The organism is Halomonas sp. 3F2F (assembly GCF_014897805.1).
Classification (GTDB): domain Bacteria; phylum Pseudomonadota; class Gammaproteobacteria; order Pseudomonadales; family Halomonadaceae; genus Vreelandella.
Genome location: NZ_JABUZE010000048.1, coordinates 1 through 17083 on the forward strand (window position 1 = coordinate 1; position 17083 = coordinate 17083).

The following is a 17083-nucleotide window of genomic DNA, read 5'->3' on the forward strand; positions in this document are numbered from 1 at the left end:
CGGCTACGGGTCTGAGCGCACGATAAATTTTGAATAGCCACTTATAAGAAGAATAGATGACCAAAATACACTAGCAACATTTTCATAGAAATATTTCTCCAATCTCTCTTTATCCATAAATCCACCTTATTTAAAATTAGAATATGTTGCACATGAGTGATAGTGTGCCCATCATCTGGAACTCGCATGTTTACTCAGGCTTCACTCATGGCCTTCTTGCCGTCCTCTCGAACAAGTCAAGCAGTTAAATAAAACTGTCACGCAGACCATCCAGCTTCTTCACTAAATCCTCCGCCCTCAAATGCGTATACCGCCTCAGCATCTGCATTGACTTGTGGCCACTGATCGCGGCGACCTCCTGATCGGATAGCCCTACCTCAACCAGCCGACTGACGGCCTCATGTCTTAAGTCATGGAAGCGGAAGTCATCGAGCCCTGCCTTCTTCTTCGCCTGATTCCAAAGCTTGGTGTATGCATATGGCCCACGCTTGCCGCCCTTGCCAGGCTCACCGAAGAACACCAAGTCACAGTCGAGCGGCCGTACCGGGTTGTGCAACGCCTGCTCGAATACTTCGGTGGCGGCCTGAGTCAGCGGCACCAGGCGAGCTTCGTTGTTCTTGGTGTCGGTGAGACGCACCACGCGGCGTTTCACGTCGACCTGTGAACGAGAGAGGGTCAGGATCTCGGATGAGCGCATGCCCGTCTCCAAGGCGATTCTGGCAATCCAGGCCAGCATGGGGTTGCTGTGCTGCCGTAGCACGGCGAACAGGCGCTTCTCCTCGTCGGGGCTCAGGCGCCTATCGCGGCCTTCTCCAGGGCTGGGTTTGCGGATGTTCTGGACGGGGTTATAGGTCAGGCCGAGGCCCCATTCCTGGATGGCCACGGTGTAGAGGTGTCCAAGTAAAGCAAGCTCTAGGCGCACAGTACTGGGGCTGATTAACTCCCCTCGGCGTCCCAAAGTGTTTAAACGCTTGTCACGGTAGTTAGCGACTAGCTCCGGCGTTAGGGCTGCGAGGGAGTATTTGCCCAAGTGCTCAATAAGGGTGTTGGCCTTGTGGCGTTCGCTCTTTTGGGTGCTGGGCTTCTTGGTAGGAGTTATATCAGCCAAGTAGCGCTTTAGCGCTGCTTCAAGCGTCATTCGTTCTGAGGCACTACGCTGGATATAAAGGCCGCGCACCATTTCGTCTTCAGTGCGGCGTGCCCAATCTTGGGCGTCACGTTTGGTGCGGAAGGTCTTTGCGATGGTTGGCCAACCCGACTTGCGGATGACGGCTTTCCAGGTTGCAGAAGGGGTCTTGACGATGGTGGCCACAAAAAATCTCCAGGGTCTGAAAGATCGGCACTGTACCGAAACTGTACCCTTGGAGTAGGGGACTCACCAGAGATAATTGCTAACTTACTGATTTAATTGGTGGGCCCAGTAGGACTTGAACCTACGACCAAGGGATTATGAGTCCCCTGCTCTAACCAACTGAGCTATAGGCCCGTAAAGCGTGCATATAATAGCGAATGTGTTCGGGCGAGGCTACCCCTTCCGGTGCTATCTTGTAGTGATAGCAGCAATTTTTTAGCGGCACTTATTGAAAAGCGTGGGGTCTGGTAGTGAGTTACTGATGCGGAGGCGTGCTGTGAAAGCTTTGATTGCTCTTATCCCACTATTATTGGCGGTGCCGGTTCATGCGGATTGGCAGCTAGATCCCGGACAGTCGCGGGTGCAGGCGTCTATTACTCAATTAGATGGCAATGCTCCGCAAACCCATCACCATCAGGTGAACAATTTGCAGGGTGATATCTCTGCCGATGGCACCCTGCGCCTGCCGTTGCGTTTGAGCCAAACGGATTTGCTGACTCGCTTTGGTGATTTGCCGCCGTGGGTGGGCTTACTTGCCAATACAACGCTAGTCACACTGGTCGCGCAAATGCCACCGGAGCGGTTAGATGGCTTGGATATTGGTGAATCCATGGTAGAAACGCTTACCTTTCGGGTACAAACCGACCTGATTAATCAGGAAGAGTCGGTGCCGCTGCGCTTTACCCGCGAAGGACTGAACGAGGTGCGCGTTACCCATGCTGAACCGATGGCGATGGATGGCCGCGCGCTGATGGCCAACAGCACGGTGCGAACCGTGCTGTCGTTGCTGGGCTATCAGGAGATTGACGAGCATGTACCGGTCACCTTGAATGCCCTGCTGGTGAACCGCTAACGCGCCGTAAGGCGCGTTCAGTGGCTGAGTGTTTCCACATCGCCTGCCTGGGCAGCGCCAGTTTGTACTCGCCACTGAGCAGCATAGTGGCCATCAACCTCCAGCAAGCTTGAGTGGTTACCGCGTTCAGCAACGCGTCCTTTTTCGATCACCACGATTTCATCGGCATGCACAATGGTCGAAAGCCGGTGGGCAATCATAATCACCGTGCGGCCATGGGCGATGCGCTTTAGTGAACGCTGAATGGCAGCTTCAGTTTCGTTGTCCACCGCGCTAGTGGCTTCATCCAGCACCAGAATTGGCGGATCTTTAAGCAGCGCCCTGGCCAGCGAAAGCCGCCGACGTTGGCCGCCAGAGAGCAATACCCCTCGCTCGCCAACCGGGGTCTCCAACCCTTGGGGCAATGTTTCAATAAAACTCCAGGCTTCGGCGGTTTTCGCGGCGTCAATAATCGCGGCCTCCGAGGCATCGGGTTTGCCGTAAGCAATATTGTCGCGAATGCTGCCTTCAAACAGGTACACATCCTGGCTCACCAAGCCTATCGCTTGGCGCAGCGAGTGCATGCTGACCTGTGTGATCGGCTGACCGTCGACCAGTACGCGGCCGCTGGCTGGGTCGTAAAAGCGCAGCAGCAATTTGATCAGGGTCGATTTACCGGAACCGGTAGCGCCTACCAGCGCTAGGGTATTGCCTGCTGGCACGTGTAGATCAACGCCATTCACGCCTACTTGGCTCGCGGCATAGTGGAAGCTCACTGCTTCGAACCGCACCTCGCCTTTCACAGGTGCAGCGAGAGGCGTTGTACTTTCATCTTTAACCGTAATTGGCACTTCCAGTAGGTCAAGAATCCGCTTAGTACTGGCCATCGCGCGCTCGAACAGGTCGATCACTTGGGCAAGGCCGGTGAGCGGCCACAGCAAGCGCTGGGTAAGGAAAACCAGGACGCCATAAGCGCCTACATTCAGGCTGCCGTCCAGCGCCATCATGCCGCCGACGGTAAAGGTGGCGAGAAAGCCCGCCAAAATTGCCATACGGATCACGGGTATAAACGCGGAGCTGACCTTTATCGCCCGGCGATTGGCTTCTAAATAGGCTTCGCTGGCATCACGGAGGCGCTCGGCTTCCCGTGCTTCACTGGTAAAGCTTTTGATGGTGGCAATGCCGCTTAGGTTGTTGGAAAGGCGGCTGGCAAGATCACCCACCTTTTCACGCACATCGCTATACAGCGGCCCGGCTTTGCGTTGGAAGAAGAAAGCGCCCCAGATAATCAGCGGAATCGGCGTGAACGCCAGTAGCGCAATCAGCGGTGACAGTACAAAGAACACGGCGCCTACCGCGATTACCGTCACACCAACTTGAATCAGTGCGTTAGCTCCGCCGTCCAGGAAGCGCTCCAGCTGGTTCACGTCGTCGTTCATGGTGGCGACGAGCTGGCCGGAGCTTTTAGATTCGAAAAACGCCATATCCAGGCGCTGGGCATGCTCGTAGGTGTCCTGGCGCATATCGGCCTGTAGCCGCTGGGCAAGGTTGCGCCAGAGGATTTGGAACAGATACTCGAACAGCGACTCCCCCGCCCAGATAAAGAACGTCAGCACCGCCAGAATGGTGATTTGTTGATGAGGTGTTTCAAACCCCAGCCGCGCGACAAAGCTGTTTTCCTGATTCACCACCACATCAATCGCCACACCGATCAGAATTTCCGGAGCGATATCAAATAGTTTATTAATAATGGAACAGGCGGTGGCCGCGGCAATCCGCCGCCGATAACCTTTGGCATAGCGCAGCAGTCGCACGAGCGCTTGAAAGCTTTGGTTTGAAGACGTCGCTTGAGCGCGAGGTGGTGAAGAAGCCACATCGGTTCCTTTTAGAAGTTATTGAGAGAATGTAGAGAGAACGAGAACTATGGGCTGAAGTTACTGAGTGGCGCTTATGCCAGCTGAGCCACGCGGCGCACGTTAGCCAGCAAGGGGCTGCCGGTATCCGGATCAAGCAGCAGCGTACAGTCTACCTGGTAAAGCTCGCGCACTAGCTCGGGCGTCACCACCTCAGCGGGTGCTCCCTGAGCAATAATCTGGCCATCACGCATCGCAATCAGGTTGTCTGAATAACGACAAGCACTGGCGAGGTCGTGCAATACCATCACCACCGTGCGGCCATGGCAAGCCAAGTGGCGCACTAGCTCAAACACTTCAATCTGATGGCCTAAGTCTAGCGCAGAGGTGGGTTCATCTAAAAGCAGAAGCGGCGTTTGCTGGGCAATGGTCATGGCGATCCAGGCACGCTGGCGCTGGCCGCCGGAAAGCGCTTCTAACGGCCGGTCGGCGAGGTCTTCCAAACCAGCAGCGTCGAGCGCGTACTGCACCACGCGCTGGTCTTCCGCCGACCACTGACGCAACCAGCCTTGGTGGGGCTGGCGGCCAAAGCGAATCAATTCAGTGACGGTTAAGCCTTCTGGAGCCACCGCCTCTTGGGGCAGCAACGCTAGCTGAGTGGCTAACTGACGCGCGGGCAGGCGTTGAATATCCTGGCTATCCAGCAGTACCGCGCCGCTGTCTGGTTTGTGCAAACGAGCAAGGCCGGAAAGTAGCGTTGATTTGCCACAGCCGTTAGGACCAACAATGGCAGTAACCTGACCGCTTGGCAGGCTAATGCCCAGATTTTCAATCACTCGGCGCTGGCCGTAGCTCATGCACAACGCATCGGTGGCAAGCGTTGGTGAAACTTGCTCTGGTGAAATAAGTTCTGGTGAAAGAGATGAGTTGCTCATGGGCGGCTCCGTTGTGGGCGCATTAATATCCATAGCAGCCAGGGCCCGCCAACCACCGCGGTGACAATGCCAACAGGAATTTCAATCGGCGCTAAGAGGGTGCGCCCGGCAAGGTCGGCCAGCAACATCACCAGAGCACCTGCTAAGGTGGCGGCTAGAATCGGCACATGTCGAGCACTGGAAAGTGAGCGGGCAATCTCTGGGCCAATCAGCGCAACCATGCCCACTGGCCCCGCCACAGCAACCGCAAAGGCGGTAAGCACGACGGAAAGCATCAGGATCTGTAGCCTGCGGGCTTTAACACGAAGTCCGAGACCGCTGGCGGTGGCATCTTTAAAGCGCAGCAGCGTCAGTGAACGCGCCAGCGCCAAGGCGGCAATAATCCCCAATGCCAAGCCAATTCCTAACAGTTGTACTGCGCCGCCGGGGCGGGCATTGAGTGATCCTACTGTCCATGGGTAGGCGGCATTAGCGGTGTCAATCGCTACCCGCGCCAGCATTAATTGAGTGACAGCACCAAACACCGCTCCCACGCCAATGCCCGCGACAATAAACCGATAACCCTGAGTACCACTGCCTGCCGCGAGGCCAAAGGTCAGCACAGCGGCGGTCGTTGCCCCAGCCAATGCCATCGCGGGCGGCGCAATAGACACGCTCATGCCTACAATAGAGGCCACCGCAAACGCCGTTGCGCCATTATCAATACCGATAATGCCGGGCGTGGCTAGGCGATTGCGTGCCAGGGTTTGCATCAAAATACCTGAAAGTGCGAACGCCGCTCCGGTAAAGCAAGCAGCGGCCAAACGAGGCAAACGCAGCTCCTGAACCATAAAGGCCGTCATCATGTCACCCTTACCTAATACGGCAGGAATAACCGCACTGGGCGCCAGCGGTACGCTACCTAAGCTTAGATAGAGCAGGCAAGATGCCAGCAATGCAATCAACAAACCAATATTGACCGCTAGCGCGCGCTTTTCGAGCAGGAAACTATAGCCCCAACGGGGTAGCGCAATATGCCAGTAGCCTTCCGGCGCTGGCACGCTATCGGCATGCTCTGCGGCATGGATTGGAACATTGTTTAAAACATGGCTGGGAGTGACAACATCCGTTAAAGGCGGATGATTCGCCATTATTTTCATATCAACACATCACCAAGATGACACCAAGACGCCTGGGCGGCAGGGTGTTAAAAAAAGCGTTACAGCATGGGTAACCGTTTAGCACGTACCACGGCAATCAATACCGGCGCGCCACATAGCGCGGTAAGTACACCCAATGGCAGCTCGGAAGGTGCGACGGCAACACGCGAGATAATATCCGCCATGAGCACAATCAATGGGCCTATCGGCAGGCAAAACCACAGCGTGCGGCGAATATCGGGCCCGGCAAACGCACGCGCTACAAATGGCACCACCAGTCCTACAAAGGCGATCGGCCCGGCAATCGCAGTTGCCGCACCAACCAGCAGTGCCACGCAACCTACGGCTACCCAGCGGATCAGTGTGGGGTGATGCCCCAAGCCACTCGCCGCTCGCTCGCCTAGCGCCAGCGCCGCCAGAGGCCGCGCCATGATAACCACCGCGATGGCAGCAACTAGTAAGCTCGGCAGCACCGCCAAAAGATCATCCAGCCGTCTTCCTGCAAGGCTGCCTACCACCCAAAAACGAATCTCATCAGCGGCGCGCTGGTCGTACAGCAGCATTAATGAGGTGAGCGAGCCTAACAACCCAGAAAATGCCGCCCCCGCCAACACTAAACGCACCGGGTCATTTCCCACTCCGCGAAAACGCGCCACGCTGAGGACACAAACACAACCAATCAGTGCTCCTAACTGGGCAACCGAAATGCGTAGCGTCGCAGCGCTAGCTCCTAGCACCAGTGCCAGTGCTACCGCAAAGGCCGCTCCTGCGCTTACCCCCAGCAGACCCGGCTCGGCGAGCGGGTTACGGGAAATGGCTTGTAGCAGCGCCCCGGCAACGCCCAATGTAATACCCACCACAATGCCAATTAAGGTACGCGGAGCACGAAGCTCCCAGACGATAAACTGTGCTTCGCTGTCGCTGGCGCCCTGCAGCAATCCCAGCACTCGGCGGGGCCCCACCTCGCCTGCCCCAATCAGCAAACTAACGACGCTCACCGCCACAAGGGCGGTGAGCAGAATAAGCATCCATGTACGGGGAGCATAGCGCCGACTGGCGCTGCCCATTGCGCTAGGTAGTGATGTCACGGCAACAATGCGTTCTCGATATCGTCCAGAATGGCTTGAGCGGCCAGCGGGCCGTTGGCACTGCTCCACAGTTGGCCATTCACCGGCACGACCTGATCTTGTTTAACCACGTCCAAACGTGTGAAGGCGGAGCTTTGCTTGGCGGCATCTAACGCCGCTTGGCCATCGGCGTTAAGCGTAGCCAGGAACAGCCAATCGCCATCCACTTGGGAAAGATTTTCAAGACTGAGTATATCGCTATGGGGGTGACCTTCAGCAACCAAGCCCGCATCCTGAACCTCTAACCCCACTTTCGCCAATAGGCCAGTGGCGATCAGCTCTTTGGACATCACCATCGGGCCATTGGGCATCCAGCGAGCCAGCACAGCAGTGCCACCTGCGTTCGCATCATCAATCGCGGCGGCCAATTCGTTAATACGTTGATCGACGGCTGCAATGGCATCGTCAATTTCCGCTTCACGATTGAGCGCCTGCCCACAAAGTCGCGCTTCTGCTTCCCAGCTATCAGGCGCTAACGGCTGCGCGTGCGGCACTACAGTAGGCGCGATGCGCGATAGCAACTGGTACTGCTCTTCCGATAGCTGAGCAGCGGCCAGAATTAAATCGGGCTGCTGGGCCAAAACCGCTTCAATATTGATTTCACGTGTAACGCCAACAATCTCAGGGCGCTCGCCATTAAAGTGGGCTTCCACGTACTCAGCAACATTATCACCACCGCGGGTAGTGACCGCGCCAACGGGGGTCACGCCAGCAGCCAAAGCAGCATCTAACGCACCCTCATACAGAGTGACAACACGCTCTGGCGCATCACTAACGTCAACGTCTCCGTATGCGGTATCCAGCGTGCGCGCCTGAGCAACGCTTGCCAACGACCCGCCTACCAATAACCCGCCTACCACAATACCGACTAGTCCGTTGCGCAGCGATGAGTAACCCATAAGTAACGCTCCTGAGAGTTTGTGGCAATGATAATAACGATTCTCAAAGGCACTTGCATTATTATTCCAACGAATCGAACGTTCCAGATACTGCAACACCCGCTTAATTAGCCGCCTAACAACCTTAATAGAGGTGTATTTTGTTCATAGCATTGTTCGATATTAAGCAACACAATGTTCGATGAAACAAACTCGCATATGGGAACTTTTCTTCTTAAAATCACCACCTCGATTGATAACAGTTTTCATTAGCAAATAAGTTTCATCTCAGGGGATCACCATGCCACGCTTCACTCGCACCGCGTTAGCCAGCGCCGTCGCTCTTAGCGTCACCGCCACCGCGGCCTTAGCTCAAGAATCAGAACAACTAGACAATATTGTTGTATCTGCAAGTGGTTTTGAGCAGGCACTGGTGGATGCCCCTGCCAGTATTTCCGTCGTTTCTCGTGAGGAACTGGAGCGCAAGCGCATTACCAGCGTGGCTGATGCGTTACGTGATGTAGAAGGTGTTGATGTTGGTGGGTCTGTCGGCAAAACCGGGGGCCGCAATATCAGTATTCGTGGGATGCCTAGCGACTATACATTGATTCTTATTGATGGCCGCCGGCAGAACGCGGCTGGCAGCGTCACCCCTAACGGGTTTGGCGAAACGTCTACTAGCTTCTTCCCGCCTGTCTCCAGTATTGAACGTATCGAAGTCATTCGTGGCCCAATGTCGACGCTATATGGCTCTGACGCCATGGGCGGGGTAATCAACATCATCACTCGTCGAGTAGACCGCGAGTGGGTTGGCTCCATAGGAGTTGAAAACACATTTAATGAAGATCGTGATTTCGGCGATCGCCGCGAAATCAACCTGTACACCAGCGGCCCGCTTATTCAAGACACGCTTGGCATTCAGGTGCGTGGTCGCTTATACGAACGGGATGCATCAGAGCTTACTTACACTGACGGCAACGGCAATCCCATTGACGTTAGCCAGCGCGGCCCCAGTCCCGTTGAAGGCGATACCTATAACCTGGGCGGCAAGTTAACCTGGACACCCAATGCCGATCACGACCTTTGGCTGGATGGTGAAGTTAATCGACAGCGTTATAACAATGACGAATGCCAGCTCGGTACTTTAGATGGCCGCACCCGTAGCTGCGCGCCAGATCCTGGCGCCGCCAATGGCTACGCCGACGAATTGCGTTTTGAGCGTCAGCAGGTTGCTATTGGTCACACTGGCCGCTTTGCATCAGGCACGCTCGAATCCAGCTTGATGCGTAACACCACAGAAACTAAAGGCCGTACGATTCCTGGTGAAAATGGCGTTGCCTATGATGGCTTCCCTGGCATCGTGGGCGGCGCGCCTCGCGAGCTAGAAACCACCAATACAGTGTTAGACAGCAAATATGTCATGCCGCTAGGCGACCACATGACCACGGTGGGCTTGCAGTGGTGGGATGCTAAGCTCGATGATGGGTTAGCCAATGAGACCTTTGAGCAAACTACGTGGTCACTCTTTGCAGAAGATGAGTGGATGCTACGTGACGATTTGGCGCTAACGCTTGGCGGCCGCTACGATCATCATGATGCCTTTGGCAGCCAGTTCAGCCCACGTAGCTATTTGGTGTGGAACACGACGCCAAACTGGACACTGAAAGGCGGCGTCAGCCGAGGCTACAAAACGCCCTCGCTGAATGACCTGCATGCGGGTATCAATGGCGTCACGGGCCAGGGCACCATACTCACTATCGGCAACCCGAACCTTGAACCGGAAACCAGTACTAGCAGTGAAATTAGCGCACATTACGATAGCCTGGCAGGCTTCACCGCTAGCGCCACGCTGTTCTATAACGAGTTCGATGACAAAATAGCCAGCGGCAACGACATTGTTGTTGAGAACAACCCGCTGGTACCCGACGGCGTCTATAGCCAAGACGTCAATATCGATGAAGCCGTTACCCAGGGTGTCGAGCTTTCTACCAGCTATCAGTTCACGCCAGATTGGCGCTTATCGGCCAACTACACTTACACCGATAGCGAACAGAAGAGCGGTAACAACCGTGGCGAACCGCTGACCGATACTCCGGAGCATGCATTCAATGCCACGCTGCGCTGGCAAGCCACGCCGCAGTTGGACACGTGGCTTTCCGCTGAGTACCGCAGCGAACGTTACCGTAACCGTGAAAGCGTTAGGGGCGCGCCCTCTTTCGATGACCTAGGCGACTTCAAAGCCTATTCACTGTTCCACTTAGGCGGCAGCTACGCATTTACCGAGCAATTTAACGTGAGTGCCACCATCTACAACTTGTTCGATAAAGACTTCGTCGATTATCGCGCTTATGGTGACGGCACTAGCTTTGGCAATGTGTATGCCAACAGCGAAGAGGGACGTCGACTGTGGCTCTCTGCACGTTACGAGTTCTAAACGCTACTAGCTAGAAGGTTCTATTTACTGTTTCAATGCTGACTTACTGCCCTGGCCATGCGCCAGGGCTTTTTTACGCCCGCTTAACCGCGAATTCGATGTTTATTAGGGAACTGTCTGTCATGACCGCGCACCCGCTCGTCCGCTATCTTGCCTTGGTTCTACTGTTGCTCTGCAGCCTAATGCTTTCTAGCGCGTCTTTCGCGCAATCAGCCCCCAGGGTTGAGCTGGCGCCCGTCAACCGCGAGCCAATTTATACCGAAACAAACCTGGTCGGCACCGTAAACTCCCTGGAAGATGCCCTACTCTCAGCATCAGTAGCAGGGCTTATTATTCAGGTAGCAGTTAATCCTGGCGACCACGTCGCCAAGGGAGACACGCTAATCGCGCTGGATGACGAACTGGCTCGTTTTGACGTAGCAGCGGCGGCTGCCGCAGAGCAGGAGGCCCAGGCCACACTAGCGGAAGCAGAACGACTACTGCGAGAAGCGGAATCGGTGGGCGTGGGGCGTAACATCGCGGCGACTGAAGCGAGCGCTCGTCGTAGTGCCGTTAACGTGGCCCGCGCCGCACGCTCGCGTTTAACGGCGGAGCAAGCGCGTTTAAACGCCTTACTGGCTCGCCATGCAATTAACGCCCCTTTTGATGGTGTCGTCAGCGCTCGCAGCGTCAATCTCGGTGAGTGGGTCACGCCAGGAGATAGCGTTGCGCGACTCGTTAACCTTGATGAACTACGCGCTGATTTCCAGGTGCCCGAAGCCTTTTATGCCGCCGTTCAAGACGAAGCGTTTATCACTCTACGTGCGGGTCAACAAACCCACGAGACTACTATCGCCACCATGGTGCCGATCAGTGACCCCAGTGCCCGCACATTTCTATTACGCGCCCATGTGCCCGAAGCAGCTTCACTGTACCCAGGTAATGCAGTGGATGCCGTGCTGCGGGCGTCGACCGGCAGCGATGGGCTGACGGTTCCCCGCGATGCGTTAAGCCGCTACCCAGACGGGCGAATCACCGTGTGGGTCGCCACCCCTAACGAAAACAACACTTATCAGGTTACTGAGCAACGCGTGCAGTTGGGTATTAACTTTGCCGACCGTGTGGAAATTGTCGAGGGTCTCGCTGGTGATGAGCAAGTCGTCATTCGTGGCAATGAATCGCTGGTCGAAGGTGTCAGTGTTGAGGATATCGCAGCGGGGAGCGAGTAATGTTTGCAGCCCTACTGCGCCAGCAAACGCTGGTCACTGTTATCGCGCTAATTTTCCTGCTGCTGGGCATTGCCGCCACGCTGCGCATCCCCGTTCAGATGATTCCCGACATTGAAGCCCGCACAATAACGGTCGAGACGCGCTGGGCGGGAGCGACACCTCAGGATATCGAAAAAGAGATCCTCATTGAGCAGGAGCAGTACCTGCGCAATGTGCCAAATCTTACCCGCATGACGGCGATGGCCGAAAGCGGCAGCGCTGAAATTGAGCTTGAATTCCCGTTTAGCGTGGATATGACGGCTGCGCTAATTCAAGTCAATAACGCGCTCAGCCAAGTATCGTCATATCCCACCAATGTGGACCAGCCACGGATTGTTTCTGCCGCCTTTTCGACAGACGCGTTTTTGCGCTTTCACGTGGGTACGCTGCCCGGCAACCCTAAGGCGTTAGATATCCAACTGATGAGCGACTTTATCGACGACCGTGTGCGGCCTCGCATGGAAAGCGTTAAAGGCGTTTCGGAAGTCGGCGTCAATGGCGGCGCTCAGCGGCAGCTACAAATTTTGGTCGATCCTGGTGCGCTGGCTCAGCGCGGGGTTTCACTTACCGAGTTACGCGACGCCATCACCCAGCGTAACCGGGATATCTCCGGTGGTGAATTAGAAGCCGGTAAACGCCGCTACCTGATACGCACGCTGGGCCGCTTTGATGATGCTGAAGCCTTGGCGCAGCTGGTTGTCGCTCGCCAGGGCGATAGCATCGTGCGGCTTGCCGACGTTGCCGAGGTCCGCCAGGGGCAGTCGCGCTTAAGCCAGCTATCGTTTTATAACGGCCAGCCGGGCATTGGTATGGATCTTCGGCGGGAAAGCGGTGCCAACGTCATCGATATCAAACACGCCATTGAAGAAGAAATAGCGGCCATTAACGACAGCATTCTGCGCCCGGCGGGTATGGAAATGGTGCTGACTGCCGATGATGTGCGCTATGTGGAAGCCTCGGTCAGTAACGTATGGAGCAATCTGCTACTCGGGGCGGCCTTTGCAACGTTGGTGATGTACCTGTTTTTGCGCTCCGCTCGCGCCACCTTTATTGGCGTTATTGGCATCCCCTTCTGCACCATTGCGGCTTTTTTAGGGCTGATGCTCACCGGGCGCACGATTAACGTGATTTCCATGGCAGGCATTGCCTTTGCCATAGGCATGAGCGTCGATAACAGTATTGTGGTGTTGGAAAATATTGAGCGATACCGCCGTTTAGGCCTCGACCGCATTGAATCGGCGCTACGCGGCGTGCAGGAAGTATGGCCCGCAACGCTGGCATCGACGGCCACCACCATTTTGGTGTTCTTACCGATTCTGTTTATCGAAGAAGAAGCTGGGCAGCTGTACTCTGATGTAGCGATTGCCGTTTCCGCTGCTATTTTCGCTTCAATGCTGGTGGCAGTTACCCTAGTGCCGTCACTCTGTTCGCGCTTTAATTTTTCGATGCGCAACGAGCATGAGGATAGCCCCGCGGCCTCACGCCCTTCGTGGGCTGGGGAGCGGCTTGATCGATTGATCGCCACTCCTTTTCGGCGCGGAGCGATTCTAGTAACTACAGTAGTGATCAGCGGCTGGACTATCGTTGTACTCACTCCACCTGCCGAATACTTGCCCGAAGGCGAGGAACCTAAAACCTTTGCGGTGATGAGCCCACCGCCTGGCTATAGCCTGCAGGAGATGGCGGGAATCGCCGCGCAAGTAGAGGATTACTTTTTACCCCATGTAGATGCTGACCCAGCGGCTTTTTTAGCAGGCGACACCGAGGTGCCGCCGCTGGCTTATATGAACATGCGAGTCTCCCCTACGCGGCTGTTTATCGTCGCGGAAGCAGCTGACCCTGGTGATATCAAAGCGTTAATGGACGCACTTACCAGCTACTACGAGCGCTTTCCAGGAATGCGCGCCTTTGCTTCGAAAGGCTCGATCATTTCCAGTAACGATGGCGGCACGCGGAGTATCAATCTGGATATCGCTGGGCCGGATTTGGCGACCGTTTATGAAGCCGCCAATAACCTCTACCGAGAAGCCCGCAAAGAGTTTGGCAATCCGCGCATTCAGAGCCAGCCCTCCTCACTGTCGTTGGATCAGCCGCTGATTCAGATTCGCCCAGATTGGGCGCAGGCGTCAGCGCTTGGCTTAGCGGCAGGAGATGTCGGCTTTTCAGTCGCCGCACTCACCGAAGGTGCCTATGTGGATGACTTCTTTCTCGATGACGAGAAGATCGATATTTATCTTTATGGCCCCCAGCTGTCGCTACCTCTGGACCAACTACCCAACCTTCTGCTGCATACCCCCAGCGGCGCGACACTACCGCTCTCTGCCGTCGCCAGCATTGATGAAACTATGGACACCAGCGTTATTCGCCGGGTCGATAGTAGCCGAACGGTAACTCTGAACGTCATCCCACCACCCAGCATTGCCCTGGAAGCAGGAGTTGAACAAGCAGAGAGAATGCTGGAGCGACTTCGCCATGAAGGGCTACTACCATCGGCGGTGGATATTTCGATTTCGGGAGCGAGTGATCAGTTAAATGCCACGCGGGAAGCATTAATGAGCAACTTCTTGATCGCCATTGTGATTGTCTATTTGCTACTGGTAGCGATTTTCTCTCACTGGGGCTACCCGCTGCTGATCCTTACCTCAATTCCGTTGGGCGTGGTGGGTGGCATTATGGGTTTAGCGGCCATGAATACAGTGGGTAGCTTGCTGCCTCTCATTGGCATCGCGCCACTCACTCAGCCCTTCGATATGATTACGATGCTGGGCTTTTTGATACTCATGGGGACGGTGGTTAATAATCCTATCCTGGTGGTCGACCAGGCACGGCGGCGACTGCACGATAAGCAGCTATCCGTTCAGGAAGCCGTGTCTCAAGCGGTACAAACCCGCCTGCGTCCAATTGCGATTACCACGCTGACAACCCTGTGCGGGCTTTCGCCGCTGGTATTTTTACCCGGTGAAGGCACCGAACTTTACCGTGGTGTAGGAGCGATTGTCTTATTTGGCTTGCTGGGAGCTTCCATCGTGACGGTGACGTTTTTGCCAGCATTGATGATAAGCGTACTGCAGCTTAGCAAACGCAATACGTAGCCTGCCCAAGCCCAATATCCGTAAATAAATATCCGTAAATAAATACGTGGTTCACTCAAAAAAGCGGCCACCTAATAAGGTGGCCGCAACGTTTAATAGCAACAGGTACTAACAGGCACTAGAACGCGACGTTCAGCCCCAACCAAACACGGCGTCCATCGTCCACGTAGCCGTACTCTTCGTAAGTAATGCGCTCATCAAATAGGTTGTAGATACCCGCGTTCACCGTGGTGCTATCGTTGAGCTTGTAACCCATTCCTGCATCAACAAAGGTGTAGGAAGGTGCCACCACAGAGCGGCTGGAGGGGCCGGTGGTGGGCTGGCTCTCTTCGCCACGGTAGCTCACTTTTGTCCACTGGCTGAGTCGCGAGTTGACCTGCCAGTCGAGTGTGGCCGAAACCTGATGGCGCGGTAGCTGCGTCAAAGGCTCACCAGCATATTGACCACTTTTCTGTTCGGAGTCAGTGAAGGTGTAGCTAGCCGTTAACGACACCGCATCTGTCAACGGCGCTGCTAGGCTGGCTTCTACCCCTTGCGTAATCGCCTCATCCACGTTGACGCGATAAGTAGGATCACTGCCAAAATCATTAGGGCCATCGGTACAGATATCGACAGGGCAAGCAATACGCGTAATCTTGTCTTCAAAGTCGTTGTGGAACAGCGTCAAGCTGCCGCTTAGACCTGCCTCATTGGCGTAGAGCAGTGCAATCTCTTTGTTAAGCGACGTTTCAGGTTTAAGGTCCGGGTTACCGTAAATATTGCCACCACGGCTGACCTGCCCCCAATCGGGAGTGATTTCACGTAGGCTTGGCGAGCGATAACCAGTTGAAACGCCCCCTTTAAGGGGTTCTTCGTCACTTCACGTGGATTTGGCCTGATCGAACAGGCGGCCCACCGGGCTGCCAATCAGGTAGATCATGGCGATGAAGTTGGCCTCGTTCCGGTAGCCGCGTGCGCGTGACCGAGCCGCCTGGAACAGGCCGTTCATGCCTTCCAGGCGTGCGTTCGTCAGTCCCGAGAGCCACCGCCGGACCACCGCGTCGGCATGCCGCTCCAGCGTCGCCAGAGCCTTGCCCATCGGCTTCAACAGTGGCTTCTCGGCAACTGCCGCTTTCATGACCTTGAGGTAGTTCGTGATACGCCACCGAGCCGCCCGCGGCGTCGAGGCCTTCTGGATCCAGCGCAGCTTCTCCTTGATCACCCAGGCATCGGACGTGGCGCTCTGGTCAGCCACCAGTTCCTGGAGCGCCACCAGCTGCTTGGGCGTCAGGTTCTCGTTTTCCAGGCTCTTCAGCAGGGCCCAGCGCAGCGACTTGGGGTGTTCCTGCTCCCGGCGCTCCTTCTTGCGCACTTCGTCCAGCCGCTTGGTGAAGGTCTGCACGATATGGAACCAGTCGACCGTGACCTCGGCCTTGGGAAGATTCTCGGCCACGCCGCTCAGGAAGGCCTGTGACATGTCGCAGACGACCTCGACCACGTTGTCCGGATCGCCGCCATGGGCCGACAGGAAGGCGCTAAAGGCCTTGATGGCGTCTTTGCCGTGGCCTGGGACGGCGAAGATCACCGGCTCCTGCTTGCGCTGCATGTCGAGGAATACCGTCACGTAACGCTGGCTGCGCCGAGAGGCGGTTTCGTCGACGCCGACGGTGGCCACGTTGCTCAAATCCAGCTCCCCCAGCATGCGGCCGACGTAGTGGTGCACGATGCGCCACAGCCGCTTGTCGGAGATCTCCAGCTGCCGGGAGACGGCCAGTACCGGCATCTCCTTGACCAGCGACATGGCGGCTTGCTCGAACAGCAGGGTGAAGTCGCTGCCTGGCCGGGCCCAGGGCACCTCGATGCGCTTGACGCCATGCTCAGGGCACTTGGTGCGGGGCACGCGGGCGTGCAGGTAGCAGTGGTGCTGGAAGAAGTTCAGATGCCGCCAGGTCTTGTCGGCGAAATCGTGAGCCGGGCAGGCCTTGCCGCAGTCAGGACAGGGGTAGAGGCTGCCCCGCTCGGCCTCAACGTAGAGGTCCAGGCGATGGGGTGACACGGAAGTATCCAGATGCTGGTCCTTGAGGATCCAGGGCGCTTCCAGGCCCAGGCCGAGGGTCAGAATCTGGGTGCCGTCCATGTCATGCCTCCTGTCGTCGTGGAGGTCATATCCTGGCCCAGCTCAGGGGGCGAATTCCACACTTGGCGTCGAAGAGCCC

11 protein-coding genes, 1 tRNA gene and 1 pseudogene are annotated in these 17083 nt (G+C 56.1%); 4 read left to right on the forward strand and 9 right to left on the reverse strand.

Translation table 11 applies throughout. From position 1 onward, the window contains the following. Positions 1–244: 244 nt before the first annotated feature. Together INT21_RS05655 and INT21_RS05660 are read right to left on the reverse strand one after the other, a co-directional pair. A complete protein-coding gene (locus INT21_RS05655; protein WP_193084965.1) occupies positions 245–1312 on the reverse strand; it encodes a site-specific integrase in 1068 nt (355 codons plus the stop codon). A gap of 97 nt (positions 1313–1409) precedes the next feature. Continuing rightward, positions 1410–1486: transfer RNA gene (locus INT21_RS05660), tRNA-Ile, on the reverse strand. A gap of 127 nt (positions 1487–1613) precedes the next feature. On the opposite strand from INT21_RS05660, the gene INT21_RS05665 reads away from it, so the two are divergent. After that, positions 1614–2204, forward strand: a complete 591-nt coding sequence (locus INT21_RS05665; protein ID WP_038477500.1) for a hypothetical protein — start codon at positions 1614–1616, stop codon at positions 2202–2204. Between the two features lie 17 nt (positions 2205–2221). Here INT21_RS05665 and INT21_RS05670 read toward each other — a convergent pair whose 3' ends face one another. The 5 genes from INT21_RS05670 to INT21_RS05690 form a co-directional block, all read right to left on the reverse strand. Further along, the gene (locus INT21_RS05670; protein WP_193084966.1) at positions 2222–4057 is read right to left on the reverse strand and encodes an ABC transporter ATP-binding protein; all 1836 of its coding nucleotides are present in this window, start codon (positions 4055–4057) and stop codon (positions 2222–2224) included. A 74-nt stretch (positions 4058–4131) separates the two neighbouring features. After that, positions 4132–4971 carry an ABC transporter ATP-binding protein gene (locus tag INT21_RS05675; protein ID WP_226930595.1) on the reverse strand — a complete coding sequence of 280 codons (840 nt, stop codon included), beginning with the start codon at positions 4969–4971 and terminating at the stop codon, positions 4132–4134. After that, positions 4968–6110, reverse strand: a complete 1143-nt coding sequence (locus INT21_RS05680) for a FecCD family ABC transporter permease (protein ID WP_193084967.1) — start codon at positions 6108–6110, stop codon at positions 4968–4970. The genes INT21_RS05675 and INT21_RS05680 overlap by 4 nt, the downstream gene beginning before the upstream one ends. Before the next feature lie 59 nt (positions 6111–6169). Further along, a complete protein-coding gene (locus tag INT21_RS05685) occupies positions 6170–7138 on the reverse strand; it encodes a FecCD family ABC transporter permease (protein WP_193084973.1) in 969 nt (322 codons plus the stop codon). Between the two features lie 56 nt (positions 7139–7194). Continuing rightward, entirely contained in the window at positions 7195–8136 is a 942-nt protein-coding gene (locus INT21_RS05690) for an iron-siderophore ABC transporter substrate-binding protein (protein ID WP_193084968.1), read from the reverse strand. Positions 8137–8416: 280 nt separating this feature from the next. On the opposite strand from INT21_RS05690, the gene INT21_RS05695 reads away from it, so the two are divergent. The 3 genes from INT21_RS05695 (at position 8417) to INT21_RS05705 (ending at position 14888) form a co-directional block, all read left to right on the forward strand. Next, positions 8417–10549 (forward strand): TonB-dependent receptor domain-containing protein, encoded by a 2133-nt coding sequence (locus tag INT21_RS05695; protein WP_089039594.1) that lies wholly within the window; start codon positions 8417–8419, stop codon positions 10547–10549. A gap of 122 nt (positions 10550–10671) precedes the next feature. Then, positions 10672–11757: an efflux RND transporter periplasmic adaptor subunit gene (locus INT21_RS05700; protein ID WP_193084969.1), complete on the forward strand. Its 1086-nt coding sequence runs from the start codon at positions 10672–10674 to the stop codon at positions 11755–11757. After that, the gene (locus INT21_RS05705) at positions 11757–14888 is read left to right on the forward strand and encodes an efflux RND transporter permease subunit (RefSeq protein WP_193084970.1); all 3132 of its coding nucleotides are present in this window, start codon (positions 11757–11759) and stop codon (positions 14886–14888) included. The genes INT21_RS05700 and INT21_RS05705 overlap by 1 nt, the downstream gene beginning before the upstream one ends. Before the next feature lie 118 nt (positions 14889–15006). On the opposite strand, the pseudogene INT21_RS05710 reads toward INT21_RS05705, so the two are convergent. Together INT21_RS05710 and INT21_RS05715 are read right to left on the reverse strand one after the other, a co-directional pair. Continuing rightward, positions 15007–15732: pseudogene (locus tag INT21_RS05710) on the reverse strand (TonB-dependent receptor domain-containing protein); the annotation flags it as partial. Positions 15733–15747: 15 nt separating this feature from the next. Further along, on the reverse strand, positions 15748–17004 hold the full coding sequence (locus INT21_RS05715) for an ISL3 family transposase (protein ID WP_193084971.1): 1257 nt from the start codon (positions 17002–17004) through the stop codon (positions 15748–15750). Positions 17005–17083: the final 79 nt, after the last annotated feature.

Bases quoted from the DNA above. Each gene is read 5' to 3' on its own strand.
- INT21_RS05715 (WP_193084971.1), bottom strand. From the start codon at position 17,004: ATGGACGGCACCCAGATTCTGACCCTCGGCCTGGGCCTGGAAGCGCCC.
- INT21_RS05685 (WP_193084973.1), bottom strand. From the start codon at position 7,138: ATGCTTATTCTGCTCACCGCCCTTGTGGCGGTGAGCGTCGTTAGTTTG.
- INT21_RS05665 (WP_038477500.1), top strand. From the start codon at position 1,614: ATGCGGAGGCGTGCTGTGAAAGCTTTGATTGCTCTTATCCCACTATTA.
- INT21_RS05695 (WP_089039594.1), top strand. From the start codon at position 8,417: ATGCCACGCTTCACTCGCACCGCGTTAGCCAGCGCCGTCGCTCTTAGC.
- INT21_RS05680 (WP_193084967.1), bottom strand. From the start codon at position 6,110: ATGAAAATAATGGCGAATCATCCGCCTTTAACGGATGTTGTCACTCCC.
- INT21_RS05690 (WP_193084968.1), bottom strand. From the start codon at position 8,136: ATGGGTTACTCATCGCTGCGCAACGGACTAGTCGGTATTGTGGTAGGC.
- INT21_RS05675 (WP_226930595.1), bottom strand. From the start codon at position 4,971: ATGAGCAACTCATCTCTTTCACCAGAACTTATTTCACCAGAGCAAGTT.
- INT21_RS05705 (WP_193084970.1), top strand. From the start codon at position 11,757: ATGTTTGCAGCCCTACTGCGCCAGCAAACGCTGGTCACTGTTATCGCG.
- INT21_RS05700 (WP_193084969.1), top strand. From the start codon at position 10,672: ATGACCGCGCACCCGCTCGTCCGCTATCTTGCCTTGGTTCTACTGTTG.